This window comes from Modestobacter altitudinis, from assembly GCF_005930475.1.
In the GTDB taxonomy this organism is placed as follows: domain Bacteria; phylum Actinomycetota; class Actinomycetes; order Mycobacteriales; family Geodermatophilaceae; genus Modestobacter; species Modestobacter altitudinis.
The window spans coordinates 1-26,868 of sequence record NZ_SJEW01000023.1; the positions used below are offsets into that span (position 1 = coordinate 1).

The 26,868-nt window shown below is 74.3% G+C and carries 24 protein-coding genes and 1 tRNA gene; 12 read left to right on the forward strand and 13 right to left on the reverse strand.

What is annotated here, in order from left to right:
• Positions 1–210: 210 nt before the first annotated feature.
• The 3 genes from mscL to FHL79_RS10705 form a co-directional block, all read right to left on the reverse strand.
• A complete protein-coding gene (mscL, locus tag FHL79_RS10695) occupies positions 211–669 on the reverse strand; it encodes a large conductance mechanosensitive channel protein MscL (protein ID WP_138758589.1) in 459 nt (152 codons plus the stop codon).
• A gap of 45 nt (positions 670–714) precedes the next feature.
• Positions 715–1,335, reverse strand: coding sequence for a Flp pilus assembly protein CpaB (gene cpaB / locus FHL79_RS10700; protein WP_246080618.1), 621 nt, complete (start codon positions 1,333–1,335; stop codon positions 715–717).
• Between the two features lie 139 nt (positions 1,336–1,474).
• Entirely contained in the window at positions 1,475–1,810 is a 336-nt protein-coding gene (locus FHL79_RS10705; RefSeq protein WP_138758591.1) for an FmdB family zinc ribbon protein, read from the reverse strand.
• A gap of 261 nt (positions 1,811–2,071) precedes the next feature.
• On the opposite strand from FHL79_RS10705, the gene FHL79_RS26495 reads away from it, so the two are divergent.
• The 4 genes from FHL79_RS26495 (at position 2,072) to FHL79_RS10725 (ending at position 6,159) form a co-directional block, all read left to right on the forward strand.
• The gene (locus FHL79_RS26495; protein ID WP_369333692.1) at positions 2,072–2,728 is read left to right on the forward strand and encodes a DUF2218 domain-containing protein; all 657 of its coding nucleotides are present in this window, start codon (positions 2,072–2,074) and stop codon (positions 2,726–2,728) included.
• A gap of 151 nt (positions 2,729–2,879) precedes the next feature.
• Positions 2,880–4,865: a heavy metal translocating P-type ATPase gene (locus FHL79_RS10715; RefSeq protein WP_218938421.1), complete on the forward strand. Its 1,986-nt coding sequence runs from the start codon at positions 2,880–2,882 to the stop codon at positions 4,863–4,865.
• Between the two features lie 65 nt (positions 4,866–4,930).
• On the forward strand, positions 4,931–5,383 hold the full coding sequence (locus FHL79_RS10720; protein WP_138758594.1) for a hypothetical protein: 453 nt from the start codon (positions 4,931–4,933) through the stop codon (positions 5,381–5,383).
• A 95-nt stretch (positions 5,384–5,478) separates the two neighbouring features.
• A complete protein-coding gene (locus FHL79_RS10725; protein ID WP_138758595.1) occupies positions 5,479–6,159 on the forward strand; it encodes a DUF305 domain-containing protein in 681 nt (226 codons plus the stop codon).
• Positions 6,160–6,464: 305 nt separating this feature from the next.
• Here FHL79_RS10725 and FHL79_RS10735 read toward each other — a convergent pair whose 3' ends face one another.
• The 3 genes from FHL79_RS10735 to FHL79_RS10745 form a co-directional block, all read right to left on the reverse strand.
• Positions 6,465–6,875, reverse strand: coding sequence for a VOC family protein (locus FHL79_RS10735; RefSeq protein ID WP_138758596.1), 411 nt, complete (start codon positions 6,873–6,875; stop codon positions 6,465–6,467).
• Between the two features lie 5 nt (positions 6,876–6,880).
• On the reverse strand, positions 6,881–7,345 hold the full coding sequence (locus FHL79_RS10740; RefSeq protein WP_246080620.1) for a helix-turn-helix transcriptional regulator: 465 nt from the start codon (positions 7,343–7,345) through the stop codon (positions 6,881–6,883).
• Positions 7,346–7,407: 62 nt separating this feature from the next.
• On the reverse strand, positions 7,408–9,801 hold the full coding sequence (locus tag FHL79_RS10745; protein WP_138758597.1) for an ATP-binding cassette domain-containing protein: 2,394 nt from the start codon (positions 9,799–9,801) through the stop codon (positions 7,408–7,410).
• A 127-nt stretch (positions 9,802–9,928) separates the two neighbouring features.
• Between FHL79_RS10745 and FHL79_RS10750 the strand changes: the two genes are divergently transcribed.
• Together FHL79_RS10750 and FHL79_RS10755 are read left to right on the forward strand one after the other, a co-directional pair.
• A complete protein-coding gene (locus FHL79_RS10750) occupies positions 9,929–10,411 on the forward strand; it encodes a MarR family winged helix-turn-helix transcriptional regulator (protein WP_138758598.1) in 483 nt (160 codons plus the stop codon).
• A gap of 43 nt (positions 10,412–10,454) precedes the next feature.
• Positions 10,455–11,474 (forward strand): LLM class flavin-dependent oxidoreductase, encoded by a 1,020-nt coding sequence (locus tag FHL79_RS10755; RefSeq protein WP_138758599.1) that lies wholly within the window; start codon positions 10,455–10,457, stop codon positions 11,472–11,474.
• On the opposite strand, the gene FHL79_RS10760 is transcribed toward FHL79_RS10755, so the two are convergent.
• From FHL79_RS10760 to FHL79_RS10770, 3 genes are all read right to left on the reverse strand, one after another.
• Entirely contained in the window at positions 11,471–12,055 is a 585-nt protein-coding gene (locus FHL79_RS10760; protein ID WP_138758600.1) for a hypothetical protein, read from the reverse strand. The two genes, FHL79_RS10755 and FHL79_RS10760, sit on opposite strands and share 4 nt — an antisense overlap.
• Before the next feature lie 275 nt (positions 12,056–12,330).
• Positions 12,331–13,857, reverse strand: a complete 1,527-nt coding sequence (locus FHL79_RS10765) for a carboxyl transferase domain-containing protein (protein WP_138758601.1) — start codon at positions 13,855–13,857, stop codon at positions 12,331–12,333.
• Positions 13,854–15,101, reverse strand: coding sequence for a CaiB/BaiF CoA transferase family protein (locus FHL79_RS10770; RefSeq protein WP_138758602.1), 1,248 nt, complete (start codon positions 15,099–15,101; stop codon positions 13,854–13,856). Before FHL79_RS10770 ends, FHL79_RS10765 begins: the two co-directional genes overlap by 4 nt.
• Before the next feature lie 192 nt (positions 15,102–15,293).
• Between FHL79_RS10770 and FHL79_RS10775 the strand changes: the two genes are divergently transcribed.
• From FHL79_RS10775 to FHL79_RS10800, 6 genes are all read left to right on the forward strand, one after another.
• Complete coding sequence (locus FHL79_RS10775) at positions 15,294–16,238, forward strand: UTP--glucose-1-phosphate uridylyltransferase (protein WP_138758603.1); 945 nt, start codon at positions 15,294–15,296, stop codon at positions 16,236–16,238.
• A 113-nt stretch (positions 16,239–16,351) separates the two neighbouring features.
• A complete protein-coding gene (gene glp, locus FHL79_RS10780) occupies positions 16,352–17,842 on the forward strand; it encodes a molybdotransferase-like divisome protein Glp (RefSeq protein ID WP_218938422.1) in 1,491 nt (496 codons plus the stop codon).
• A gap of 37 nt (positions 17,843–17,879) precedes the next feature.
• On the forward strand, positions 17,880–18,461 hold the full coding sequence (locus tag FHL79_RS10785; RefSeq protein ID WP_281283864.1) for a GNAT family N-acetyltransferase: 582 nt from the start codon (positions 17,880–17,882) through the stop codon (positions 18,459–18,461).
• 222 nt (positions 18,462–18,683) lie between these two features.
• Positions 18,684–19,388 carry a divisome protein SepX/GlpR gene (gene sepX, locus FHL79_RS10790; RefSeq protein WP_138758605.1) on the forward strand — a complete coding sequence of 235 codons (705 nt, stop codon included), beginning with the start codon at positions 18,684–18,686 and terminating at the stop codon, positions 19,386–19,388.
• A gap of 75 nt (positions 19,389–19,463) precedes the next feature.
• Positions 19,464–19,537, forward strand: a tRNA-Ala gene (locus tag FHL79_RS10795).
• Positions 19,538–19,732: 195 nt separating this feature from the next.
• Entirely contained in the window at positions 19,733–22,546 is a 2,814-nt protein-coding gene (locus FHL79_RS10800; RefSeq protein ID WP_138758606.1) for a PQQ-dependent sugar dehydrogenase, read from the forward strand.
• Between the two features lie 7 nt (positions 22,547–22,553).
• On the opposite strand, the gene FHL79_RS10805 is transcribed toward FHL79_RS10800, so the two are convergent.
• The 4 genes from FHL79_RS10805 to FHL79_RS10820 form a co-directional block, all read right to left on the reverse strand.
• Positions 22,554–23,342 (reverse strand): enoyl-CoA hydratase/isomerase family protein, encoded by a 789-nt coding sequence (locus FHL79_RS10805; RefSeq protein ID WP_246080623.1) that lies wholly within the window; start codon positions 23,340–23,342, stop codon positions 22,554–22,556.
• Positions 23,343–23,455: 113 nt separating this feature from the next.
• Complete coding sequence (locus FHL79_RS10810; RefSeq protein ID WP_246080625.1) at positions 23,456–24,772, reverse strand: MFS transporter; 1,317 nt, start codon at positions 24,770–24,772, stop codon at positions 23,456–23,458.
• Between the two features lie 13 nt (positions 24,773–24,785).
• Positions 24,786–25,214 (reverse strand): MarR family transcriptional regulator, encoded by a 429-nt coding sequence (locus FHL79_RS10815; RefSeq protein ID WP_138758607.1) that lies wholly within the window; start codon positions 25,212–25,214, stop codon positions 24,786–24,788.
• A gap of 76 nt (positions 25,215–25,290) precedes the next feature.
• Entirely contained in the window at positions 25,291–26,814 is a 1,524-nt protein-coding gene (locus FHL79_RS10820; RefSeq protein WP_138758608.1) for a dolichyl-phosphate-mannose--protein mannosyltransferase, read from the reverse strand.
• Positions 26,815–26,868: the final 54 nt, after the last annotated feature.

Here is a 26,868-nt window from a genome sequence, read left to right on the forward strand (position 1 = left end):
CCCGACCGGAGCGGGCGCCCGACGACAGCGACGTCGGCTGGGGTGAGCGGCTGACCGACCCGGACGACGACGACCGCCGCTACCTGGAGGACCGCCCCCCGCACTGGTGAAGGACCCGCTCCCTCCCCGCGGGCTGCCGAGCGGTGCCAGTGGCCCCTCTGCAGGGGCCCGCGCCGAGCCTGCGAGGCGTGGGGACAGAGGGGTCCTTCCTCAGACCGGGCGGGGGAACTCGCCGGTGTGGGCGTGCCGGCCGGCTTCCTCCGCGGTCGCCGGCGGCAGGCCCTGCTGGGCCCGCAGCAGGTCACGGATCTCGGCCAGCAGCTCCAGCTGGGTGGGCGCGGCCGGACCGGCCTCCTCGCCCCGCCGGCGCCGGTCGGCGACCACCTTCAGCGGCAGCACGACGACGAAGTAGATGACCGCGGCGGTCAGCACGAACGTGATGAGCTGGTTGACGAAGTCGCCCCAGGCGAACACCTGGTCGTCGATGACGGTGCTGCCGCCGGTCACGCCGCCACCGCCCACCAGGCCGATCAGCGGCTGCAGGAACGACTCGGTGAACGAGCTGACGACCGCCGTGAACGCGGCGCCGATGACCACCGCGACGGCGAGTTCGACGACGTTCCCGCGCAACAGGAAGTCCTTGAACCCCTGGAGGACGTTCTTGAGCAACTGCGCACCCCTCGGTCGTGGGGGCGACGCGGGGTGGCCCCATGATCACGGCCGGCCGAGCGTAACGGTGAGCATGCCGCCCGCCCCGGCGGCTGCCAGCCGCCGGGCGGTGTCCGGCGGGACGGCGAGCACGAGCAGGCCGCTGTCGGTGCCCGCGCCCACCCCGGCACCAGGGTCCGCGGCCGCCGGCGCGCTGAGCACCAGGGCGCCGCGCGCGACGAGCTCGACGGTCGGCGCGCCGCCGCCCCCGTCGCCGCCGGTGGTCCCGAGCACGTCGACCCGGTCACCGGCGCGCAGCAGGGTGGCCACCGCCAGGTCGGCCAGCCGGACGGGTGCGGCCACCTCGCCCGCCGGCACCTGTGACCACAACCCCGGTCCGACGACCCGGACGTCGGTCACCGCCTCCCCGGCCCGCAGCGGTGACGCGAGCACCCGGCCGACGAGCTCGCCGGGGTCGGCGACCGAGCCGACCGGGGCCAGGTCGACGGGGACGGCGACCGCGGCCAGGTCGCCGGCCGCGAGCACCGTGCCCGGCGGCAGGTCCTCGGCGGCGGTGACGACCCGGGTCGTCGCGGGCACCGCCGCGGGGGCCGGGGGCGGACGCAGCGCGAGCGCGAGGGCCAGGCAGGCCAGGCACCCGGCGGTGAGCTGCCGCAGCAGGCGCACGGGCGAACGGGGACGGCGGAGGCGGGGCACCCCTCGATGCTGGGCGCCGGCGCGGCCGGCCGGTCCGGTCAGCGGCGAGCTGTGGACCCGGTGCCCGGCTGTGGACGGCCGGCAGCGGGCCGGCGTCGGTCGTGCTGGGTCAGTCAGCGGCCTTGCTGGCGGTGCCCTTCGAGGCGGCCGGCGTCGGCGAGGACGTCGAGGAGGAGGTCGAGGAGCTGCCTGAGGACTCCTTGCTGCTGCTGCTGCTGCCGGAGGACTCCTTGGCGGCCACCGGGGTGCCGGCGCTGTCGGCCTTGCGGCTGTCGGTGCGGTAGAAGCCCGAGCCCTTGAAGACGACGCCGACCGAGCCGTAGACCTTGCGCACCGGGGAACCGCACTCCGGGCAGGTGGTCACGGCGGCATCGCTGAACGACTGCACGACCTCGAACTCGTGCTTGCCCTCGGGGTTGGTGCAGACGTACTGATAGGTGGGCACAGTGCTGCGAACTCCTCGTCGGTGACCGGGCCGGGCTGGCACTCATCCCCGGCGACTGCCAATGATGCGCCGTCCGGCCGCCCGGCGTCCACGTGTGTCGGCGAGTGTCACGTCTGCGGAGGACGAGGAACCGATCGCGGCGGCCCGCGAGGGCGGACGTGCGCAGCCGTGGTCAGGCTCTGCGGTCGTGGGAGCGGGATCGCGGTGGCCGGCTCCGACGACGGACCGGGCTACCAGCCGCGACCGGACGGGTGCCGCACGATGGGTGACGCGCGAGCCGCCGTGCCGACCCCGGATCCCGACCGGTACGCCGAGCAGCTGCTGTCCCACCTGCGCCAGCGGACGGCGTGGACCACCGACGGGGACATCTCCACCGCCATCGCCGGCGGCACCGGACGGGTGGTGGTCGGCGACGGGATGCTCACTCTGATCGCTGAGGCCCCGGACGCCGAGGCGCTGGCTCAGGTGCAGCACGTGCTCGGAAGCCATCTGGAGCGCTGTGGTCAGCGGAGCGAGCTGGCCGTCATCTGGCGCAGCGACGCTGGCGGTGGCGCTGTGCCGACTCCATCGGCGCCGGTGGACCACCAGCGGCCTGGCCACCATGGACCCGGCTTCGGATGGCGGAGCCCCCGAGCTGCGAAGCCGGAGCCGACGAGTGGGCATACCCCTGGGGGGTATAGTGTTGGCGTCGGTGCAGGTTCCGGCAGCGCCCGTCAGCCGCAGGGGTGGGTGCCAGTGCGGCGGAGGCGCTCGAGGCAGGGGGTGGAAGGCCATGCCAGATCCCACGCGGTCAGACCTCACGAGGTCAGGACCCACGAGTCGTTCGGGCTCCCATGCCGGGGAGCACTCCGGCGCGGCCGGGTCCGCACCCGACCACGGTCACGGGCCAACCCACGGGCAGGGGATGCCGGCCGGTGACGGCGCGGGCGATGCGCGTCCTGCCGTCGAGGACCCGATCCGCGCGGCGGCCCCCGCCGGACACGCGGGTCACGACGCGCACGACGCGCACCACGCACACGACGCACACGCCGGGCACGGGATGGGCCACGGTGGCGGTGACCACGTGGCGATGTTCCGGCGACTGTTCTGGCTGATGCTGTCACTGGCCGTGCCGACGGTGCTGCTCAGCAGCATGTTCGCCGACATCGTCGGCTATGCACTGCCCGACACCCCCGGCCTGTCGTGGGTCTCCCCGGTGCTCGGCACGGTCATCTACATCTGGGGCGGGCGGCCGTTCCTCACCGGTGCAGTCGGTGAGATCGCTGCCCGCAAGCCCGGGATGATGCTGCTCATCGGCATGGCCATCACCGTGGCGTTCCTGGCCTCGTGGGGCTCCACCGTCGGGGTGCTCGCCCACGGGCTGGACTTCTGGTGGGAACTGGCGCTGTTGATCGTGATCATGCTGCTCGGGCACTGGCTGGAGATGCGCTCGCTGGCCCAGACGTCCTCGGCGCTGGACTCGCTGGCCGCGTTGCTGCCCGACGAGGCGGAGAAGGTCGTCGGCGACCAGGTCGTCGCCGTACCCCCGGCCGAGCTGGCCGTCGGTGACGTGGTCATCGTCCGCCCCGGCGGGCGGGTGCCCGCCGACGGGCAGGTCGTCGACGGCACCGCCGACGTGGACGAGTCGATGATCACCGGCGAGTCCCGGCCGGTGCGCCGCAGCCCCGGGGACACCGTGGTGGCCGGCACCGTGGCCACCGACACCGCGATCCGAGTGCGGGTCGCCGCGGTCGGTGAGGACACCGCACTGGCCGGCATCCAGCGGCTGGTCGCCGAGGCGCAGTCCTCCACCACCCGTGCGCAGCTGCTGGCCGACCGGGCCGCCGGCTGGCTGTTCTGGTTCGCCGTGGGCGCCGCGGCGGTCACCGCGGTCGTCTGGACCGTCTACGGCGCGCCGGAGTCCGCGCTGACCCGTGTCGTCACCGTGCTGGTCATCGCGTGCCCGCACGCACTGGGCCTGGCGATCCCGCTGGTCGTGTCGATCTCCACCGAGCGGGCTGCGCGCGCTGGCGTGCTGGTCAAGGACCGCGGCGCGCTGGAGCGGATGCGCACCGTCGACACCGTCCTGTTCGACAAGACCGGCACGCTCACCCGCGGCGAGCCCGCCGTCGACCACATCGCCGGTGTCGGCCTCGCCGACGACGAGGTGCTGGCCCTGGCCGCGGCCGCGGAGGCCGACAGCGAGCACCCGCTGGCCCGCGCGATCGTCGCCGCCGCACGCCAGCGCGACCTGACCGTCGCGCCGGCCACCGGCTTCCGCGCCTCGGCCGCCGTCGGGGTCACCGCGACCCTCGGCGGGCGCACCGTCGCCGTCGGCGGGCCGCACCTGCTCACCGAGCACGACCTGAGCCCGCTGCCCGCCGCCCGGTCGTGGGCAGAGCAAGGCGCGACGGTGCTGCACGTGCTGGTCGACGGGCGCATCGTGGGTGCGCTCGCGCTGGCCGATGAGATCCGGCCGGAGTCCCGTGAGGCGGTTCAGGCGCTGCACGCCCTGGGCGTCGACGTCGTCATGATCACCGGTGACGCCGAGCCGGTCGCCCGCGGGGTCGCCGACCAGCTCGGCATCGACCAGGTGTTCGCCGGGGTCCGCCCGGAGGACAAGGCCGAGAAGGTCGCCGCGCTGCAGCGCCAGGGCCGGTCGGTCGCCTTCACCGGGGACGGCGTGAACGACGCCCCCGCACTCGCCCAGGCCGACGTGGGCATCGCGATCGGCGCCGGCACCGACGTGGCGATCGCCTCGGCGGGGGTCATCCTCGCCTCCTCCGACCCGCGCGCGGTGCTGTCGGTCATCCGGCTGTCCCGGGCCGGGTACCGCAAGATGAAGCAGAACCTGTGGGCCGGCGCCGGTTACAACCTGGTCGCGGTCCCGCTGGCCGCCGGGGTGCTCGCACCGATCGGCTTCATCCTGCCGATGGAGGTCGGCGCGCTGCTGATGTCGCTGTCCACCGTCGTCGTGGCCTCCAACGCCCAACTGCTGCGGCGGCTGGACCTGCGCCCGGAGGCCAGCGTGGCCGCGGCCACCTCCCGCGGGCCGACCGCCCGCACAGCGGGCTGACGCACCGTGGGTCCAGGGCGGAGGGCATCCACCGGCCTCGTGACCGGGGCAGGCAAGGGGGTGCAGTGCACGCGCGACTGTGGACGGCGCTGGTGCTGCTGGCCGGCGTGTTCGCGCTGCACGGCGTGCAGTGCGCCGGCGCCGCCACCACCGCACACGCCGGCGTGGCGTCGATGACCGCGGCGGCCGCGGCGGCGTCCGGCGGCGCTGCCCCGTGGGCCGCCACGGCCGCTGACGGTGACGGCCTCCATGCCGGCGATCACCCCGCCACGCTGGTCAGCGCCGCCGGTGCGGCAGATCCGAACCACGGCAGCGCGCCGCACGATGCCGGCGGCCACCTGTGGACCATCTGCCTGGCCGTCCTCGCCACCGGGCTGGCCGTGCTGCTCGTGCTCGCCGGTCACCGACCCGTCCGTCGCGGCCCCGCCGCGCTGCCGCGATCCCTCGCCCGCGTCATCGGGGCGCTGGTGCCACCGCACCCGCCGGACCTGCACGTCCTCTGCGTGCTGCGGACGTAGGCCGCCCCGCCCGACCGCCCCGCCTCCCATTCCCGGGACCCGGTGGTGGTCGCGCACGTCCACCTACGCCCTTCACCACCACGCAGGAGACTCTCATGACCCGCACCACCGCACGTACGACCGGACTGGCCGGCGCGCTGCTCGCCGGCGCGCTCGTCCTCACCGCCTGCTCCGACGACAGCAGTGACGCAGGGATGTCCGGGATGTCCGGGATGTCCGACAGCTCCTCGGCCAGCTCCTCCGCCGAGGCGTCCACCGAGGCGTCGTTCAACGACGCCGACGTCGCCTTCGCGCAGGGCATGGTGCCCCACCACGAGGGCGCGATCGACATGGCCCAGCTGGCCGACGACCGCGCCGACGACCCGCGGGTGCTCGACCTGGCCACCCGCATCGAGGCCGCGCAGACCCCGGAGATCGACACCCTGAACAGCTGGCTGGACCAGTGGGGAGCCACCTCGAGCAGTCCGGCCGGCTCGACCAGCACCGGGATGGAGGGCATGGACCAGGGTGGGCACGACATGGGCGACATGGGCGGCGACATGGGCGGCGACATGGGCTTGGACCTCGACGCCCTCACTGCCGCGTCCGGACCGGACTTCGACCGGCTGTTCCTCACCCAGATGACCACCCACCACCAGGGTGCGGTGGCGATGGCTGAGACCGAGATCGCCGACGGGGAGAACCCGGACGCGATCGCGATGGCCGAGTCGATCCGCACCAGCCAGAACGCCGAGATCGCCGAGATGCGCGACCTGCTCGGCCAGCTCGGCGGCTGATCGTGCGTCACGGCGGGGCCGGCCGACCTCTCGGTGCACCGACGCGGAGGCCACACCGGTTCGGGTGGCGAGCTCGTTGAGGTCGAGCTCCTCGGCGCCGGGCGGGAAGAGCTCGGCGAGCAGCCGCGCCTGGCCGTCGGACCGGAACAGCGGCGCGGTCGGCGGCGGGGCGTCCTCACACTGGCGGACACTGCTGTCCCGTTGTGCGACAGCGAACGTAGGGCGCCGGTCGTCGTCACCGCTCGCGGCGCGGACGGCTCCCCGCGTGGCCGTGTCGGGCGGCTCCCGGCGAGCAGCTGGCCGGCTCAGCCCACCTGGTTGATCCGCACCAGGTTGCCCGCCGGATCGCGGAAGGCGCAGTCGCGGATCCCGTACGGCTGCTCGATCGGCTCCTGGACCACCTCGGCCCCGCGGGACTGCAGGGCGGTGAAGGCGCCGTCGAGGTCCTTCGTGGCCAGCACGATGATCCCGTAGGTGCCCTTGGCCATCATCTCGGCGATGGTCCGGCGCTCGTCGTCGGTGACACCGGGGTCGGCCTCGGGCGGGTACAGCACGATCGACGGGCCGTCGGTCCCGGCGGGCGCGACGGTGATCCAGCGCATCCGGCCGGATCCGACGTCGTTGCGGACCGCGAAGCCGAGGACGTCCCGGTAGAACGTCAGCGAGGCCTCCGCGTCCTCGTGCGGGAGGAAGGTCGAGTGGAGGGTGATGTCCATGGCCGTCACGCTAGGGGCGACCCGATGACCTGCGCTTCTCTGTTCCTGACCGGTCTGGTGACCTGTTTCGCCACGCACGAGGGCATCCCTGCCGCCGCGTGCGCCGCCCGCCGGTAGCTGCTGGGCGGCACGCCCACGAGCTCGGTGAACCGGGTGCTGAAGGTGCCCAGCGACGAGCAGCCCACCGCCAGGCAGACCTCCGTGACGCTCAGGTCACCCACTCGGAGCAGCGCCATCGCCCGCTCGATGCGGCGCGTCATCAGGTAGGCGTAGGGCGACTCGCCGTAGGCCCGCCGGAACTCGCGGCTGAAGTGGCCGGCCGACATGTGCGCCCACCGGGCGAGCGCCTCGACGTCCAGCGGCTGGGCGTACTCCCGGTCGATCCGGTCGCGGACCCGCCGCAGCAGCGCCAGGTCGCGCAGGCGCTGCGGGTCCACGACGGGCCCCGGTGTCGGGGGAGGGGGCGGCACGTCCGCATCCTCCCGAGCCAGGCCCCGGCTCGTCCACCACCCCGGGCGCGCGGGGGACGGGCTCATGCCCCCACGTAGGCGGCGAGGTGCTCGCCGGTGAGGGTCGAGCGGGTGGCGACGAGGTCGGCGGGTGTGCCCTCGAAGACGATCCGGCCGCCGTCATGACCGGCGCCGGGTCCCAGGTCGATGATCCAGTCGGCGTGCGCCATCACCGCCTGGTGGTGCTCGATGACGATGACCGACTTGCCGGAGTCGACGAGCCGGTCGAGCAGGCCCAGCAGGTTCTCCACGTCGGCGAGGTGCAGGCCGGTGGTCGGCTCGTCGAGGACGTAGACGCCGCCCTTCTCCGCCATCCGGGTGGCCAGCTTGAGCCGCTGGCGTTCGCCGCCGGACAGCGTGGTGAGCGGCTGGCCGAGGGTGAGGTAGCCGAGCCCGACGTCGGCGAGCCGGTCCAGGATCGTGTGGGCGGCCGGTGTGCGCGCCTCGCCGCTGCCGAAGAACTGCTCGGCCTCGGTCACCGACATGGCCAGCACCTCGGCGATGTTGCGGCCGCCGAGCTCGTACTCCAGCACCGAGGCCTGGAACCGCCTCCCCTCGCACTCCTCGCAGGGGGACTCCACGGTGGCCATGACGCCGAGCTCGGTGTAGATGACGCCGGCGCCGTTGCAGGTCGGGCAGGCGCCCTCGGAGTTGGAGCTGAACAGCGCCGGCTTCACCCCGTTGGCCTTGGCGAAGGCCTTGCGGATGGGGTCGAGCAGTCCGGTGTAGGTGGCCGGGTTGCTCCGCCGCGAGCCGCGGATCGCCCCCTGGTCGACCACCACCACGCCGTCCCGGGCCGCGACGGAGCCGTGGACCAGGGAGCTCTTCCCCGACCCGGCGACGCCGGTGAGCACCACCAGCACGCCGAGCGGGACGTCGACGTCGACGTCCTTCAGGTTGTGGGTGTCCGCGCCGCGCACCTCGAGGGCTCCGGTGGAGGTGCGCACCGAGGACTTCAGGGACACCCGCTGGTCGAGGTGCCGGCCGGTCAGCGTGCCGCTGGTCCGCAGCCCCTCGACGGTGCCCTCGTACACGATCTCGCCACCGCCGGTGCCGGCGCCGGGGCCGAGGTCGACGACGTGGTCGGCGATCGCGATCGTCTCGGGCTTGTGCTCGACGACGAGCACGGTGTTCCCCTTGTCCCGCAGCTGCAGGAGCAGGTCGTTCATCCGCTCGATGTCGTGCGGGTGCAGCCCGATGGTCGGCTCGTCGAAGACGTAGGTGACGTCGGTGAGCGAGGACCCCAGGTGGCGGATCATCTTGGTGCGCTGGGCCTCCCCGCCGGACAGCGTCCCGGCCGGCCGGTCGAGGGAGAGGTAGCCCAGCCCGATCTCGGCGAACGAGTCGAGCAGGTGCCGCAGCCCGGTGAGGAGCGGGGCGACGGAGGGCTCGTCGAGCGCGTGCACCCAGCCGGCGAGGTCGCTGATCTGCATCGCGCACAGGTCGGCGATGTTCCTCCCCTCGATGGTCGAGGACCTGGCCTCCGGGGTGAGCCGGGTCCCGTCGCACTCGGGGCAGGTCTGGAAGGTGATGGCGCGCTCCACGAAGGCGCGGATGTGCGGCTGCATGGCGTCGACGTCCTTGGAGAGCATCGACTTCTGGATCCTCGGGATGACGCCCTCGTACGTGAGGTTGATGCCCTCGACCTTGATCTTGGTCGGCTCCTTGTAGAGGAGGTCGTGCACCTCCTTCTTCGTGTACTTGCCGATCGGCTTGTCCATGTCGAAGCCGGCGCCGCTGAAGATCCGGCCGTACCAGCCGTCCATGCTGTAGCCGGGCACGGTCAACGCGCCCTCGGCCAGCGACTTCTCCTCGTCGTACAGCGCCGTGAGGTCGAAGTCGGAGACCGAGCCCATGCCCTCGCAGCGCGGGCACATCCCGCCCATGTAGACGACGTCCTTCACCACGGCCTTGTCGACGCGGCCGCCGGCCTTCTCGGTGCTCATCACCCCGCTCGCCTTCCGCGTCGGGACGTTGAAGGAGAACGCCGTGGGAGGACCGATGTGGGGCGTGCCGAGCCGGCTGAACAGGATCCGCAGCATCGCGTTCGCGTCGGTGGCGGTGCCGACGGTGGAGCGGGGGTTGGCGCCCATCCGCTCCTGGTCGACGAGGATCGCCGTCGTCAGGCCCTCCAGCAGGTCGACCTCCGGCCGGGCCAGCGTCGGCATGAAGCCCTGCACGAAGGCGCTGTAGGTCTCGTTGATCAGCCGCTGGGACTCCGCGGCGATCGTGTCGAACACCAGCGAGCTCTTGCCCGACCCGGAGACGCCGGTGAACACCGTCAGCCGGCGCTTCGGGATCTGGACGCTGACGTCCTTGAGGTTGTTCACGCGCGCGCCGAGCACCCGGATCAGGTCGTGGCTGTCGGCACCGTGCACCTCGGGGGCCTGCGGGTCCGTCCTCGTGGCCGTGCTCATCGTCTCTCCCTCTCTCCGGCGGGCCGTCCCCGCTCCGCCCACCCGAGCGGAGGTCCGGCGTCCCTCGATCGGCGGTGGTCCGCTGTCTACCGGATCAGGACGCCGAGCGGGCGGATAACGTCGGCCCGTGGACACGCCGTGGCTCGACGAACAGCAGCAGCGCACCTGGCGTGCCTGGCTGGCGGTGACCGAGCTGCTGCCCCGGGCCCTGGACGCGCAGCTGCAGCGGGACGCCGGGCTCACCCACGCCGCCTACGTCGTGCTCGCCATGCTCTCCGAGGCGCCGGACCGCAGTCGCCGGATGAGCGACCTGGCCCGGACCGCCAACCAGTCGCAGAGCCGGCTCTCGCACACCGTGGCGCGGCTGGAGGAGCGCGGCTGGGTGCGCCGGGTCCGGGCCACCGAGGACCGGCGGGGCAACGTCGCCGTCCTCACCGACGCCGGCTGGGAGGTCGTCTCGCGGGTCGCCCCGGGCCACGTGGCCGCGGTGCGCGACAGCCTGTTCGCCGCACTCGACCCGGCGCAGACCGAGGCCCTGGAGCTGGCGCTGGGTGCGGTCCTGGAGCGGCTGGACCCCGACCACACCCTGCGGGTGCCCGAGGCCGGCTGACCGCCCGGGAAGCCCGCCCGCCGGGACGGCGTTGACGTCGGTGATGTCCGAGACCCCGCTGCCCCTGTCCGTCCTCGAGCTGGCCACCGTCGGGTCCGGCCAGTCGACCGCCGACGCGCTGGCGAACACGGTTCGTGTCGCGCAGGCCGCCGACCGGTTGGGCTACCGGCGGATCTGGGTCGCCGAGCACCACAACATGCCGGCCGTGGCCAGCACCAACCCGCCGGTGCTCATCGCCCACCTCGCGGCGGTGACCCAGCGGATCGCGGTGGGCTCGGGCGGGGTGATGCTGCCCAACCACGCCCCGCTCGTGGTCGCCGAGCAGTTCGCCCTGCTCGAGGCGCTGCACCCGGGCCGGATCGACCTGGGCATCGGCCGGGCGCCGGGCACCGACCAGCACACCGCCCTCGCGCTGCGCCGGGACCCGAAGGCGCTGTCCGCCGAGGACTTCCCGACCAACCTGCTGGACCTGCTCGGGCTCTTCGGCGACGAGCGGGTGGAGGGTGGCCTGGCCGAGCGGTTCAGCGCCACGCCGGCGGCGGTCACCGCGCCGCAGGTGGTGCTGCTGGGCTCCAGCGGGTTCTCCGCGCAGCTGGCCGGCCAGCTCGGCCTGCCGTTCACCTTCGCCCACCACTTCGGCAGCCCGAACACGGTCGCGGCGCTCGACCTGTACCGCGAGGCGTTCGTTCCCTCCGCCGTCCTCGACCGGCCGTACGCGATCGTCACCGCGAACACACTGGTCGCCGACTCCGACGAGGAGGCCCGCAGGCTCGCGCTGCCCGGCCAGCTGATGCGGCTGTCCATCCGCACCAACCGGCTGCGGCCGGTGCCCAGCCTGGAGGAGGCCGTCGCCGACCCCGAGCGCGCGGCGGCCGAGGCGATGCCGAGCAACGCGGTCATCGGCGGCCCGGGGTCCGCGGTCGCCGCACTGCGGCAGCTGGCCGCGGACACCGGCGCGGACGAGCTGATGGTCACCGCCTCGACGCACGGGGTCGCCGAGCGGCTGCACAGCCTGGAGCTGCTCGCCGGAGCCTGGGGCCTCCCCGGCGAGCGCGCCGCCTAAGCAGCCCGCAGGACGGCGGCCTTCAGGCTGGTCAACCCGGCACCGAGCGCGCCGCGCACGGTGGAGCTGGTGCGCTGCTGCTCGCTCTGCTGGGCCGCCAGCACGATGAGCACCCCGGTCAGCGCCGGGTTCACCCACTGCAGCGGCTTCTGGCCCTTCTGCGCCGCCGCGACGTCCGGCGGGGTGGCGGCGTTCGGCTCGGTCGCGGTCGCACTGGGGGTCGGCGCCTGGGCCCCGATCCTGGCGCCCAGCACGCCGCTGGCCACCGACGTCCCGATGGCGGCGACGGTGAGGACGCTCTTGACCACCGTGTTCGCCGTCGCGCCGGAGTCGGTGGCCACCCGGCCGCGGTCGGCGCGCAGCATGCCGACCGAGCCGACCAGGTGAGCGGCCATGGCCGCACCCTGCACCGGCCACCACGCCGCCCAGCCGATCGAGGACAGCCGGGTGCGCTCGGTGCTGTCGTGCGCGGCCGCCGCGGCCTTGTTCAGGCCGACGGCGCCCATCAGGTTGCCGCCGAACCAGGTGGCCAGGCCGAGGTCGTGCATCGAACGGAGGACGGTGTGCTGGTCGTGGGACATCAGGTCTCCTGGGGGTTGCGGGCGTCAGCCGCGAGAGGGCCGGACGGTCTCACCGGCTCCTCCCCGACCGTGCCCGCTCCTCGGCGCAGCAACCCTGTTGCGAGCCACCGAGCTCACCCCAGGTGCCGGAGGAAGGTCGCCGGGTCGCCGAGGAACTGCTGCCGTACGACGGTCGGGGCGACGTCCTGGCTCACTCCTCCTGCTCCTGGCTCACCGCACGACGTGAGCCAGGAGCAACGACGACCAGGTCAGCTGATCCCGGGGTGGAACGGGGATCAGCGGGCGGCGTGGCCCAGGTGACGCCAGCGGCGGGCGCGGCTGCGCTTCCGCTCGACGTCGTCGCGGCCGAGCAGCCCGGCCAGCTCCTCGGCGAGCACCCGGCCCAGGCGCATGCAGAACTCGACCGGCTCGTCGGCGGCGTCGGGCCGCTCGGGCACGACCCGGTCGACGATGCCGGCCCGCCACAGGTCGGTGGCCCGCACCCCCTGCGAGGCCGCCATCTCCCCGGCCCGGTCGACGGTGCGGTGCACGATCGCCGAGGCGCCCTCCGGCGGCAGCGGACCCAACCACCCGTTGGCCGTGGCCAGCACGCGGTCGGCGGGCACCAGCGCCAGCGCCCCGCCGCCGGTGCCCTGACCCAGCAGCACGGCCAGGGTCGGTGCCTCCAGCACCACCAGGTCCTGCAGGCAGCGGGCGATCTCCCCGGCCAGCCCGCCCTCCTCGGCCGCCACCGACAGCGCGGCGCCCGGGGTGTCGATCAGGGTGAGCAGCGGCAGTCGCAGCTCGGCGGCCAGCCGCATGCCCCGCCGGGCCTCGCGCAGGGCACCAGGGCCCAGCGGTGCCGACAGCGACTGCCCGCGCCGGTCCTGGCCCAGCAGCACGCAGGGCGCGCCGCCGAAGCGGGCCAGCGCCAGCAGCAGGCCAGGGTCGGACTCGCCGGCACCGGTGCCGTTCAGGGTGACGACGTCGGTCGCCGCCGTGCGCAGCAGCTGCCGCACCCCGGGACGGTCCGGACGTCGTGAGGCGCTGACGACCTGCCACGCGGTGCGGCCGTCCTCCGGGTCGTCGGCGTCGGTGCCGTCTCCCTCGACCGGCCCCTCCACCGCTGCCTCGCGGTGCCAGGTCTCCCGGGCGGCCAGCACCCGCAGCGCCTTGTCCGCGACGTCGGCGATCTCGTCCGGGGGGACGACGCCGTCGATCAGCCCGCGCGAGGCCAGGTTCTCCGAGGTCTGCACGCCGGCCGGGAACGGCTCCCCGTACAACGCCTCGTAGACCCGGGGGCCGAGGAAGCCGATCGCGGCACCGGGCTCGGCGATCGTCACGTGACCCAGCGAGCCCCAGGACGCCAGCACCCCGCCGAACGTCGGGCCGCGCAGGTAGACGAGGTAGGGCAGCCCCGCCTCCTTGTGCCGGGCGATCGCGGCGGTGATGCCGATCATCTGCAGGAACGCGACGGTGCCCTCCTGCATCCGGGTCCCCCCGGAGACCGGCGCGGCCAGCAGCGGCAGCCCCTCGGCGGTGGCCCGTTCGATCGCCGTCATCAGCCGCTCGGCGCTGGCCACCCCGATCGAGCCGGCGAGGAAGCCGAACTCCCCGGCGACGACGGCGACCGGCCGGCCGCGCAGCGTCCCCGCGCCGGTGACCACCGCCTCGTCCTGCTGCGTCTTCTCCGCAGCCCGGGCCAGCTCGTGCGCGTAGTCGTCGTCCGCCGTGCGGGGCGGCACGGGGGTGTCCCACGACCGCCACGACCCGGGGTCGAGCACCAGGTCCCGCAGGCCGCGGGCGTCCAGCCGGGAGCTCACGTGGCGTGCCCGTCCTCGACGTCGTCCCCCGCGGGCTGCGGCACCCCGTCGGCTCCGCTCGGCTCTCCGCCCGACAGCCAGGCCCGGATCGCCGCCCCGTCGGCGCCCAGCACCGGCGGTGGGGTGTGGTCCCGGCGGGTCGTCTCCTGCTCGCCGTCCGCGCCCGGCGCGAAGAACCGCAGCGGCGGGCCGGGCAGCGTCAGCGGCCCGGCGGTGGGGTGCTCGACGCTGATCGTCAACCCCTGGGACTCGACCTGGTCCCAGGAGTAGACCTCGTCGAGGGTCCGCACCTTGCCGGCCGGCACGCCGGCCGCCGCCAGCCGGGCCAGCAGCTCGGGGGCCTCGATGTCGGCGAAGACGCCCTCCAGCAGCTCGATGACCTCCTCGCGGCGGGCGACCCGCTCGCCGTTCGTGGCGAACCCGGGGGCGTCGGCGTCCAGGCCGAACTCGGTGCACAGCCGGCGCCACAGCCCCTCGCTGCCGCAGGACAGCTGCACGCTGCCGCCGGCGCAGTGGAAGAGGCCGTAGGGGGAGATGGAGGGGTGGTGGTTGCCCTGCCCGCGGGGCACCTTCCCGCCCACGGTGTGCGCGGTCCCCTGGTAGGCGTGCACCCCGACGACGGCGGCCAGCAGCGAGGTGCGCACCACCTGACCGCGGCCGGTCCGCTCCCGCTCGAGCAGTGCGGCCAGCACGCCGTAGGCGCCGTACATGCCGGCCAGCAGGTCGCTGATCGGGACGCCGACCTTCTGCGGGTCCTCGGGCCCGGACCCGGTCATCGACATCAGCCCGGCCTCGCCCTGCGCGATCTGGTCGTAGCCGGCGCGGCCGCCCTCCGGGCCGTCGTGGCCGAAGCCGCTGATCGCCAGGGTGATCAACCGGGGGTTCAGCTCGGCCAGCACGTCGGTGCCGAAGCCGAGCTTGGCCAGCGTGCCGGGCCGGAAGTTCTCCAGCAGCACGTCGGCGCGGCGCACCAGCTCGGTGAGCACGGCCTTGTCCGCCTCGTCCTTGAGGTCGAGGGCGATCGACTCCTTGTTGCGGTTGGCGGAAAAGAAGTAGGTGGACTCCCGCCCGCCGTCGGGGGTGTCGACGAAGGGCGGGCCCCAGCCGCGGCTGTCGTCCCCGCCGCCGGGGGTCTCGACCTTGATCACGCGGGCGCCGAGGTCGCCGAGCATCATCCCGGCGTGCGGGCCGGCCAGGGCGCGGGTGAGGTCGACGACGAGGACGCCGTCCAGGGGGCCACTCACGAGGGGGAGGTCCTTTCAGCAAGACGACGGAGACGTCTGCCAGCCTCTCAGAGGGCCGGCTCGCCCGTCCGACCCGTTGCCACCGAGCGGCAGACGGCGTCACCCCGGCAGCGGCACTGGGCTCAGCGTCGCCTCCGCGCTCACCCCGTCGAGGGAGTCGTCCGTGGCGGCGGCCTGGTTAGGCTGCCCGCCATGTCGAGTCCGTCCGCCCCGAGCCAGCGCCCGGCCACCAAGGCCGTCATCCCCGTTGCCGGGATGGGCACCCGGTTCCTCCCCGCCACCAAGGCGGTGCCCAAGGAGCTGCTCCCGGTCGTCGACCGGCCGGCGCTGCAGTACATCGTGGAGGAGGCGGCGCGCGCCGGACTGCCCGAGGTGCTCATGGTCACCGGCCGCAACAAGGGCAGCATCGAGGACTTCTTCGACCGCACCCCGGAGTTGGAGACGGCGCTGGAGGCCAAGGGCGACCAGTCGCGGCTGGACGCGGTGCACGCGTCCACCGACGTCGCCCAGGTGCACTTCGTCCGCCAGGGCCAGGCCAAGGGGCTGGGCCACGCGGTGCTGCAGGCCGCGGCGTTCGTGGGCGACGAGCCGTTCGCGGTGCTGCTCGGCGACGACATCATCGACGCGCGCGACCTGCTGCTGGAGCAGATGCTCGCCGTCCAGGCCGAGCACGGCGGCGCCGTCGTGGCGCTGCTGGACGTGGGGGCTGCGAACATCTCCAAGTACGGCGCGGTCGCGGTGGAGGAGGCCAAGGTCTCCGGCGAGACCGGGCAGGACGAGGTGTTCCGGATCACCGGCATGGTCGAGAAGCCCCCGGTCGACGAGGCCCCCAGCTCGCTGGCGATCATCGGCCGCTACGTGCTCCCCCCGGAGGTCTTCGCCGCGATCCGGGAGACCCCGCCCGGCCGCGGCGGGGAGATCCAGCTGACCGACGCGATGCTCAAGCTCGTCGAGGACGGCGTGCCGGTGCACGGCGTCGTCTTCTCCGGCCGCCGCTACGACACCGGCGACAAGCTGGACTACCTCAAGGCCGTCGTCCAGCTCGCCGTCGAGCGGGAGGACCTGGGCCCCGCGTTCGGCCCCTGGCTGAGGGACTTCGTCGCAGACCTGCCCGCCGAGGGCGCGTCGCCGGCCTGACCGGGGTCCGGAGAGGGCACCATCGGCAGGCGCAGGTCCGTCGATCGGCGGCCGTGGTCGCGACTCGACCACGGGGGACAGGCCCGACGGCGCGAAGGACGACGGTGGTGGGGATGAACGACGACAGCACACGCGGGTGGTTCTCCGGGGGTGGCCGGGACACCAGCCAGCTCGACCTCGGGCAGGGGCAGCTGGTCACGCCGCGGCGGGAGACCCAGCTGGTCACCGCCGAGCGCCCGGCGGCCGTCAGCTCCGACACGGTGCAGGTCGACCGGGAGATGTTCGCCTCCGACCGGGTCCCCTCACCGGCCATCGCCACCGGTGACCGCACCCCCGACCCGCTGGCCGACACCGGCTCGGTGGACGTCTCCGGGGTGCGGCTGCGCTCGGTCGAGCAGCACCTGGACGACATCCTGGGCGCCGTGCCGCAGCCGGCTCCGATCGAGCTCGCCGTCCTGGACGCCCAGGGCCTGCTCTGCGCCGAGCTGGTCACCAGCTCCCGCGCGCTGCCGGCCTTCGACCAGGCCGGCCTGGACGGGTACGCCGTCCGCGCGGCCGACATCACCACCGCCACGGTCGAGGTGCCGACCGTGCTGGCCGTCGTGGGGGAGACCTCCGCGGGGTCGGCCGAGACCACCGCCATCGGCCCCCGGCTGGCGCAGAAGGTCGCCGTCGGCGCGATGCTGCCGGCCGGGGCCGACGTCGTCGTCCCCGCCGCCTGGACCGACCAGGGCCTCGCCCGGGTGCAGGTCTACGCCGCGCTGGCGCCGGGCAGCTACGTCCGCCGGATGGGGGACGACGTGAGCCCCGGCGACACCGCCGTGCAGATCGGCACCCCGATCGGCCCGGCCCAGATCAGCCTGCTGGCCGCCGTCGGACGCGAGCGGGTCGCGGTGCGCCCGCGCCCGCGGATCGCCGTGCTCTGCGCCGGGGACGAGCTGGTCGACGTCGGCGCCACCGTCGGCCCCGGGCAGCAGGTCGACGTCAACAGCTATGCGCTGGCCGCCGCGGCCCGCGACGCCGGGGCCGAGGCCTACCGCGGCGGCATCCTGCCCAACGACAAGCGCCGGATGGTGGAGCTGATCGAGGGGCAGTCGCTGCGCAGCGACGTCGTCCTCATCGCCGGCACCTTCGCCACCGGCGCACCGGACGTGCTGCAGGAGGCCCTCGACGAGCTCGGTGGGCTGTCGTTCACCCAGGTCGCGATGCACCCGGGCCCGGTGCACGCCTTCGGCACGCTCGGCCCGACCGGCGTCCCGGTCATCTGCGTGCCCGGCGAGCCGGTCGCCGCGCTGGTGGCCTTCGAGGTCTTCGTCCGCCCGGCGATCCGGCTGATGCTGGGCAAGCGGCAGCTGTTCCGCCGCACGGTGCAGGCCGTGTCGGCCCAGCAGCTGCTCTCCCCGCTCGGGTACCGGCAGTACCTGCACGGCCAGGTCATGCGGCACCCCGACGGCGGGTACGTCGTGGAGCCGATCGGCGACGGCGACCAGGCGATGCTGGCCCGGATGGCGCGCGCGAACTGCCTGATCGTGGTCGACGAGGACGTCACCGAGGTGTCCGCCGGCGGGCTGGTGACGGTCATGCCGATGCTCCTCGGGGGCTGAGCTGGACCCGGCCCTGCACCCCGGCTGGCCGGCGCAGCTGGGCTGGGGACCGGTCACGCTCGAGCCGCTGCGCCGCGCCGACGCCCGGGAGTGGGCCCGGGTGCGGACGGCGAACGAGACGTGGCTGACGCCCTGGGAGCCGTCCTCGCCGGCGCCCTGGCGCGACCGGCACACCCCGGCCGCCTACCGCGCGATGCGGCGGGCCGCCGGGCGGCGGGCCCGGGTCGGGATGTCGCTGCCGTTCGCCCTCCTCGTCGACGGCCGGCTGGCCGGTCAGGTGACGGTGGACAACGTCGTCCGGGGGGCGCTGCGGTCCGGGCACCTCGGCTACTGGGTGGACTCCGCGGTCGCCGGCCGGGGGATCGCCTCGCTGGCGGTGGCGCTGGTCTGCGACCACGCCTTCGGCCCGGTCGGGTTGCACCGGCTGCAGGCCGACATCCGGCCGGAGAACGGCCCCAGCCGCCGGCTGGTCGAGCGGCTGGGCTTCCGCCAGGAGGGCCTGTTCCGCAGCTACCTGGACATCGACGGCGCCTGGCGGGACCACCTCGCGTACGCGCTGCTGGCCGAGGACACCCACGGGAGCCTGCTCGCCCGGTGGCGTTCGCAGGCGCCGCGCTGAGCCGCTCGGGGTGGGCGATCGCTGACTGTCCGTTACCGCTTCGAGACGCACAGCGGACCCCGACACGCCGACACGTCGAACACAACACGCCGACACACCGCAGGACGTCCCGCGTATCGGCAGTCCAGGCGCTTACGTTGACCTTCGAGTGACTGATGTGACTCGAGTGGCCCCAGGGATGGGGCCGTCACGGTGTGCCACGGATGGATCGGGGTGGAAGTGATGGGATCGGGCGTTCTGCTTGCCGCTCTCGTCGTGCTGTGGTTCGTGGTCCTGGTGCCGATGGTGGTCACCCGGGGCGACGCGCGCACGGGGACCGGCGTGGCCGATTCGGGTCGCACCCTGCAACGGCGTCGTCCGGTGGACCCGGTGGTCCACGCCGAGACGGAGCGGGTGACGATCGACCGGGCCACGCTGGTGAGCAGCGGCGAGCTCCGGGTCGACGTGCACGCGGTGCGCCGCCGCACGCTGGCCGGGCTGGTCGCCCTGGCCGTCCTGGCGCTGGTCGGCGCGCTGACCTACCGCTCCTGGTTGTGGGCGCCGCAGGTGCTCCTCGACGTCGCCGTGGTCGGCTACCTCATGGTGATCCGGGCTGCGGCGCAGCGCGAGCGGCGGGCCGCGGCCCGCCGCCGGGCCCGTGCCGCGCAGCGGCCGCGCAGCCGTGCCCCGGAGGTCCGGCCGATGCCGCAGCGGCCCGCCGCCCAGCGGCCCGCCGGCCGGCCGGGACCCGTGGTCACCGCCGAGACCGGTCCGGTCCACCCCAGCCTGCCGCTGGCCCCCGTGCACCCGCTGCGTCCCGGCCGGGTGGTCGCCGCCCGCACGCCGGTCTCGGCCGGCTGGCAGCAGAGCGCCGTGGTCGGGCTGGACGACGAGGACATCGGCTTCGCCGACATCGACGTCTACCAGCCGCGGGCGGCCAACGGCTGACGCCGAGGAAGGGACCCACCGGCTGCCGACCCCGCGTCGGCGCCGGGAGGGCCGGACGGTATGGTCTTCGTCCGAGGGGCTGTGGCGCAGTCCGGTAGCGCACCTCGTTCGCATCGAGGGGGTCAGGGGTTCAATTCCCCTCAGCTCCACCCTCGTCAGGCCGGGTCCACACGGACCCGGCCTGACGCGTTCCCGGGGCGGTGCCGGCCACCGTCGAACGACCCTCGGTCGGCCGTCACGTGCTCGCTACCCACCGTGGCGATCGGCGGTGGGTCCGATCTCTCGCGCCTGGCTCGCCGGGAGGCGGGTCGATCCGCGGTCCGCACGGCTGGTAGCACTGTTCGGTGACCGGAGGAGCACACCGCCAGCCGACCGACGGGACGACTGCCCGCGGCCGGGTCCTGCTGGCCCTGGTGCTGCTCGTCGCCGCGACGCTGGTCGGGCTGCCCGGCCGGGCGTCCGCGGCACCGTCCCTGCCGGCCGGCTTCGCTGTCCGCGACCTGCCGACCGGGCAGAGCGAGCTGCTCACCGACTTCGCCTTCGCACCGGACGGCAGCTGGTTCACCGTCGGCAAGAACGGCCGGGTGGCGTGGGTGTCGGCCGACGGCCGACCCCGCACCCTGGCCACCCTCCCCGTCGTCACCGTGCAGGACCTCGGGCTGTCCGGAGTGGCCGTCGCCACCGACTACGCCACCAGCCGGCAGGTCTACACCGCCCGCACCGTCGACCTGGGCGGGCGGTGGCTGATGCGGTTGAGCGCCTGGACGGTCACCGGCGCCCCCGAGCCGACCGGTCTGGGGGCGGAGCGGGTCGTCTGGGACCTCCCGGTCGACTCGGACTCGCACGCCATGACCAGCCTGGTGCCCGCGCCGGACGGCACGCTGTGGGTCTCCATCGGCGACGCGGCCGACTTCCGGTTCGTCGACGCCCGGGCCCTGCGCGCCCTGGACGTGAACGACGGCCGCGGCAAGCTGCTGCACGTCCTCCCCGACGGTCGTGGGGTCGCCACCAACCCGTACTACGACCCGGCGGCGCCGGCCTCGTGGCGCAGCCGGGTCTACGCCAGCGGCTTCCGGAGCCCGTTCCGGATGAGCCTGGACCCGGCCAGCGGCGCGCCGGTCGTGGGCGACGTCGGCTGGAACCTGTGGGAGGAGGTGGACCTCGTCCGGCCGGGCGCCTCCTACGGCTGGCCCTGCTGGGAGGGCGCCGTCCGGACGCCGGGGTACGCCGACCTGCCCGGCTGTGCGGGGGTCAGCAACATCGCGCCGCTCGTCACCTATCCGCACGGTCCGGCCGGCACCAGCGTCACCGGCGGCATCGTCTACACCGGGGCCAGCTACCCCGAGGCCTACCGGGGCGCCTACTTCTTCGGCGACTACTCCTCGCAGCGCATCTACACGATGCGCTATGACGCCCAGGGCAACGTCGTCCGGGCGCCGGAGGCGGCCGGCTTCGGTGCCGGGAACGGGCTGCCGGTGAAGTTCGCGGCAGCGTCGAACGGCGACGTCGTCTACGCCGACATCGGCGGTGCGGTGCTCAAGCGGCTGGTCTACGTGCCCGGCAACCGGCCGCCCAGCGCGCAGATCACGCTGACCAGCACTGCGGCCAGCCGCACCGTGGTCTTCGACGGCAGCGCCTCCGACGACCTGGACGGCGAGGCGCTCAGCTACCGCTGGGACCTCGGCGACGGCACCAGCGGCACCGGCGCCCAGGTCTCGCACACCTACGCGGCGCCGGGCACCGCCCCGGTCCAGGTGACCCTGACCGTCACCGACCCGCAGGGCGCCACCGACACGGCCACCGCGACCGTGGTGCCGGCCAACGGCGCGCCGGTCCTCACGCTCGACGCCCCGCCCGCCGGCCGGCTGTTCGCGGTCGGTGACACGGTGACGGCCGGCGCCACGGCCGTGGACGCCGAGGACGGCGCTCTGCAGGTCGCCTGGAACGTGGTGCTGGTGCACTGCAGCGGCGGCTACTGCCACGAGCACCCGGGGGAGACGGTCGACGGGCCCGCGTTCAGCCGGCCGTTCACCGACCACGGGGACGACACCCGGCTGGAGATCACGGCCAGCGCCCAAGACTCCGCCGGCGTCCGGGTGCAGCAGACGTTCGAGGCGGCTCCCCTCCTGCGCACCCTGACCGTCGCGGCGAGCACGCCCAGCGCGGTCACCGTCAACGGCGTCGCCCGGGCCAGCAGCCCGGTGACGGTCGGCGCGACGGTGTCGGTGATCGCCCCGACCGTGGCCACCGACGGCGTCGCCACCTTCGACCGGTGGAGCGACGACACCCAGCGCGCGCGGGTGCTGACCATGCCCGATCAGGACCTGACGCTGCGCGCCGAGTACCTGACCCCGATCGACCGTCGGTACGAGACGGACGCCGGCGTGCGGGCTCTGCTCGGCGGCGCGACCGGACCGGAGGGCGGCGACGAAGCGCTCCGGTACCAGGACTTCGTGGGCGGCCGGCTCTACTGGACACCGGCGGCGGGCGTGCACGAGGTGCACGGGGCGATCCTGGCCGGCTACCTCGGCCAGGGCGGCCACGTCCGCCTCGGTGCGCCGCTGACCGACGAGCGCACCACGCCGGACGGCGTCGGGAGGTACAACGAGTTCGCCGCGCTCGGCGCCTCGGTCTACTGGACACCGGCCACCGGTGCCCACGCCGTCTACGGCGACATCAGGACCCGCTGGGGCGCGCTGGGGTGGGAGCGGGGCGTGCACGGCTACCCGCGCAGCTCGGAGCAGGCCACCCCCAACGGTCGCGGCCGGTACAACGACTTCCAGAACGGCGGCATCTACTGGCTGCCCGGGGTGGGCGCGCACAGCGTCGTCGGTGCCATCTACGACGCCTGGGCGCGGGCCGGCTGGGAGGGTGGCCGGCTGGGCTTCCCGACCAGCGACGAGACCGTCACGCCGGGCGGGGCTGGGCGGTTCAACCACTTCGAGCGCGGCTCGGTCTACTGGACGCCGACCACCGGGGCGCACGTCGTCGAGGGCGACATCCTGCTCCGCTGGGCCACCCTCGGCTGGGAGCGGTCCTACCTCGGCTTCCCGACCAGCGACGAGTACGGGGTCCCGGGCGGACGGCGGACGGACTTCCAGGGTGGGTCCATCACCTGGGATGCCGCGACCGGCCGGGTGACCGACCTCCCCCGCTGACCCGGGGTCAGTGGGCGGCGCGGAAGTCCGGTGGGCGGCGGTCCAGGAACGCGGCCACGCCCTCGCGGCTCTCCGGGTCGGCGGCCGACTCCCGGATCACCCGCTCCTCGTCCTCGAGCTGCTCCTCCAGCGAGCGGATGGCCGCCCGGCGCACGAGCCCGCGGGTGCGCACCATCGCCCGCACCGGGCCGGCGGCGACCGACCGGGCCAGCGCGAGGCTGTCCTCGACCAGCGTCTCGTCGTCGACCAGCCGGGCGACCAGCCCGAAGGTGTGCGCGTCCGCGGCGTGCAGCATCCCGTCGGTGAGCAGCAGCTCCAGTGCTCGCGGCGCCCCCAGCGCCCGGGTGAGTGCCCACGACGTGCCGCCGTCGGGGGACAGGCCGAGGGAGCCGTAGGCCGGGCGCAGTTTGGTCGACCGGCCGCAGACGACGAGGTCGCACGCGCCGAGCAGGCCGATCCCCGCGCCCGCCACCGCGCCGTGGACCCCGGCGACCACCGGGACGTCGCAGTACAGGACGGTGCGGATCGTCGCGTGCCAGCTGGCGGCGAGCTGCGCGACGAGCGCGGGCATGTCCGGCGCGGCGGCGAAGGCCCCCACGTCCCCGCCGACGCAGAAGCGGGGTCCGGCGGCGGTCAGCAGCACCGCGCGGGCAGCCGCCGGCCGGGCGGTGAACGCAGCGGCCAACTGCTCGGCCATCGCCAGGTCGACCACGTTGCCGGCCGAGGGGTTGTCGAGGGTGATGTGCCAGACGTCGCCGTCCTGCGCCGTCCGCACCCGTGCTGCCGGCTCGCCCACCGTCGTGCTCCCTCCGTCGACGTCCCCACGCTAGGGGGGCGGCCGGTGGCCGGGCCAGCCGACGACGACGCCCCGGTCGCCGGTGACCGGGGCGTCGCGTGTGCAGGAGGTCCTCAGGAGCGGGTGGCGGACTCCCTCCGGGCCACCAGCTCCGGCTCGACCTCCTGGTCGATGGCGCCGGGCGCGCCGCCGAACTCGTCGGCGACCTCCCCGGCGACGTCGTCGGGCTCCCCGTGGCCGGCGGCCATCTCCGCGTCGGCGGCGGAGAGCATCCGGTGACCGGTGGCCAGCACCGCGATGGCCAGCACGACGGCGACCGCACCCACGAGGAACGGCACGTGCAGGTCGAACCGCTCGGCCAGCTTGCCGGCGGCGTAGGGCGCCAGGCCGCCACCCAGGAACCGGACGAAGCCGTAGGCCGCCGAGGCGACCGGGCGGGGCACCGGGGAGACGAGCATGACCGCCTGGGTGGTCAGCGTGTTGTTGATCCCGACCACGATGCCGGAGGCGATCACGCAGGTGATCAGCGCCCAGCGGACGTCGGTGAACAGGCCGATCAGCAGCAGCAGGACGGCGAACAAGCCCAGGGCGCCGTACAGCGAGGGCGCGGTGCCGAACCGGGCCTGCAGCCGGGGGGCGCCGATGACGGCGAAGAAGGCGACCAGCAGGCCCCAGCCGAAGAACACGAACCCGAGCTGGATCGCGGACAGCTCCATCGGGTAGGGCGCGTAGCCCAGCATCGTGAAGAAGCCCCAGTTGTAGAACAGGGCGGTCAGGCTCATGGTCAGCAGGCTGCGGTGCCGCAGCGCCTTGAGCGGCGCGGACAGCGGCGTGGGCTCGGCCGGCTTGGGCGTGGCGTCGAGCAGGACGACGGTGGCCAGCAGGGCGATCGCCATGAGCACGGCCACGCCGAAGAACGGTCCCCGCCAGCTGATGTCGCCCAGCAGGCCGCCGACCAGCGGACCGGCCGCGATGCCGAGGCCGAGCGCGGCCTCGTAGAGCACGATCGCGCCGGCGAAGCCGCCGGACGCCGAGGCGACGATCACCGCCAGCGAGGTGGCGATGAACAGTGCGTTGCCCAAGCCCCAGCCCGCCCGGAAGCCGACGATGCCGTTGATCGAACCGGACAGCCCGGCGAGGGCGGAGAACACCACGATGACCGCCAGGCCGGTGATCAGCGTCTTCTTGGCGCCGATCCGGCTGGAGACCCAGTTGGTGCCCAGCATCGCGACGGCGGTGACCACCAGGTAGCTGGTGAACAGCAGGCTGACCTGGCTGGGGGTGGCATCCAGCTGCGTGGACAACGCCGGCAGGATCGGGTCGACCAGGCCGATGCCCATGAAGCTGACGACGCAGGCGAAGGCGACGGCGAAGACGGCCTTCGGTTGCTCGAACATGCTGGTGGTGCTGGCGCCGCCGGGTGCGGACACGGGTTCCTCCGGTTCAGGGGTGGGGAAGGGCGCCGGCCAGCCGGGCCAGCGCGGGGAGTGCTGCGGTGACCGCGCGGACGTCGTCCGCGGTGAGGCGGGCGAGCGGGCCGGCCAGCCGGGCTGCGCGGTCCTCGCGTCGCCGGTCCAGGAGCTCCGCGCCGGCCGGGGTGAGCGTGAGGAGCACCGCCCGGCCGTCGCCGGGGTCGGTGCGCCGCTGCACCAGCCCGGCCTCGGCCAGCCGCCCGACGAGCGCGGTCATCGAGGGCTGGCTGACGCCCTCGCCGGCTGCCAGCTCGGTGAGCCGGGCCGGCCCGGAGCGGCGGAGCGTGGTCAGCGTGGCGGCCGCGGTGAGGCTCAGCCCCTGGCGGTCCAGGGTGAGCCGGCGCAGTCCGATGACCACGTCGTCCAGCTGCTCGGCGAGCTGGCTCCGGTCGACGTCCACCGCTCTGTTGTACAACCCAACTATATGTCTCCGCCAGTCCGGGTGACCGAGCAGACAGTGCGGCCGCCCGAACGTCTCAGAACCAGGAGGGGAACCACATCCGCTGGGCCCACTCCGCGTGCGACAGCGGCTGCCCGGTGAGGATCGGGTAGAAGAAGACGAACGTCATCGCCACCGCGGCGAGGTACAGGCAGACCGCGGCGAGCCCGATCCGCCGGCGCAGCGCGCTGGCCCGGGCGGCACCGAGCACGTCCTGCAGCACCAGGGTCACCGCCAGCACGAAGAACGGCAGCACCGGTGCCATGTAGAAGATGAACATGGTCCGGTCGAGGTTGACGAACCAGGTGAGCCAGCCTGCGGCGATGCCGACGCCGACGGTCAGCGCCGTGGGGTCCCGACGGGCGACGAGCCGCCAGACCAGCCACACCAGCGCCGGGGCGAACGCGAACCACAGCGTCGGCGTCCCGAGCATCAGGATGTAGCGGATCACCTGGTCGCCGTCGGCGTCGGTGAGCCCCTGCGGGTTCCACAACAGGATGGGGCGGCCGTCGACCAGCCACGACCAGGGCTCGGACTGCCACGGGTGCGGCGTCGACAGCCCGTTGTGGAACCGCAGCCACTCCGCGTGCATGTGCCACAGCGAGCGCAGGGCGCCCGGGACGAACGGGAACGCGGTGTCCGGGTGCTGCTCGGCCCAGTGCCGGCCCTGCGAGTTCTCGCCGCGGAACCAGCCGGTGAACGTCGCCAGGTAGGCCAGCACGGGCAGCACGCCGAGGGCCCAGGCGGCGCCCGGCAGGCCGCGGCGCAGCGCCACGGCCGTCGGTCGGGCCACGCCGGCCTCGCGCCAGGCCGACCGGTCCCACCACAGCGAGAGCACGGCGAAGGCGGCCAGGAAGTAGACGCCGCTCCACTTGGTGGCGCAGGCGCAGCCGAACAGCACGCCGGCGGCCAGCCGCCAGGTCCGCGGCCCGAGCGCGAACCCGCTCTGCGTCACCCGGTCCGCGCCCGCGCGCACCCGGGCCCGCACCTGGTCGCGGTCGACCACCAGGCAGCTGACGGCGCACACCACGAACATCTGCAGGAAGACGTCGAGCAGCCCGATCCGGCCGAGGCTGAACGACAGCCCGTCCAGCGCCAGCAGCAGCCCGGCCACCAGGCCCAGCAGCGTCGAGCCGGTCAGCCGGCGTGCCAGCCGGGTGAGGACGACGACGGCGATGGTGCCGGCCAGCGCGCTGGGCAGCCGCCAACCGAACGAGTCGTAGCCGAACAGCTGCTCGCCGACCGCGATGAGCAGCTTGCCCAGCGGCGGGTGGACGATGAACGTGTAACCGCGGTTGTACTCGTACCCGAGCTCCAGGACCTCCCGGGCCTCGGGCGGGTAGTAGGCCTCGTCGAAGACCAGGTCCGCCGGGTAGCTGATGTCCCACAGCCGGGTCACCAGGGTGGCCAGCCCGAGCAGCGCGGTGAGCACGGCGGCCAGCCGGCGGTCCCGGGGGAGCGACGGGGTGGGCTGGCGGCGCGGCCGGGGCGCGGACGGGAAACGGCGCCGGGAGGGTTTCTCGGGAGCCGACTCCGTCCGCTCGGGGGTCAGCACCGCCATGGCCGCCAGGGTAGACAAAGGACCTGCCTGCCCCCCGGCACTCGCAGGCTCGCG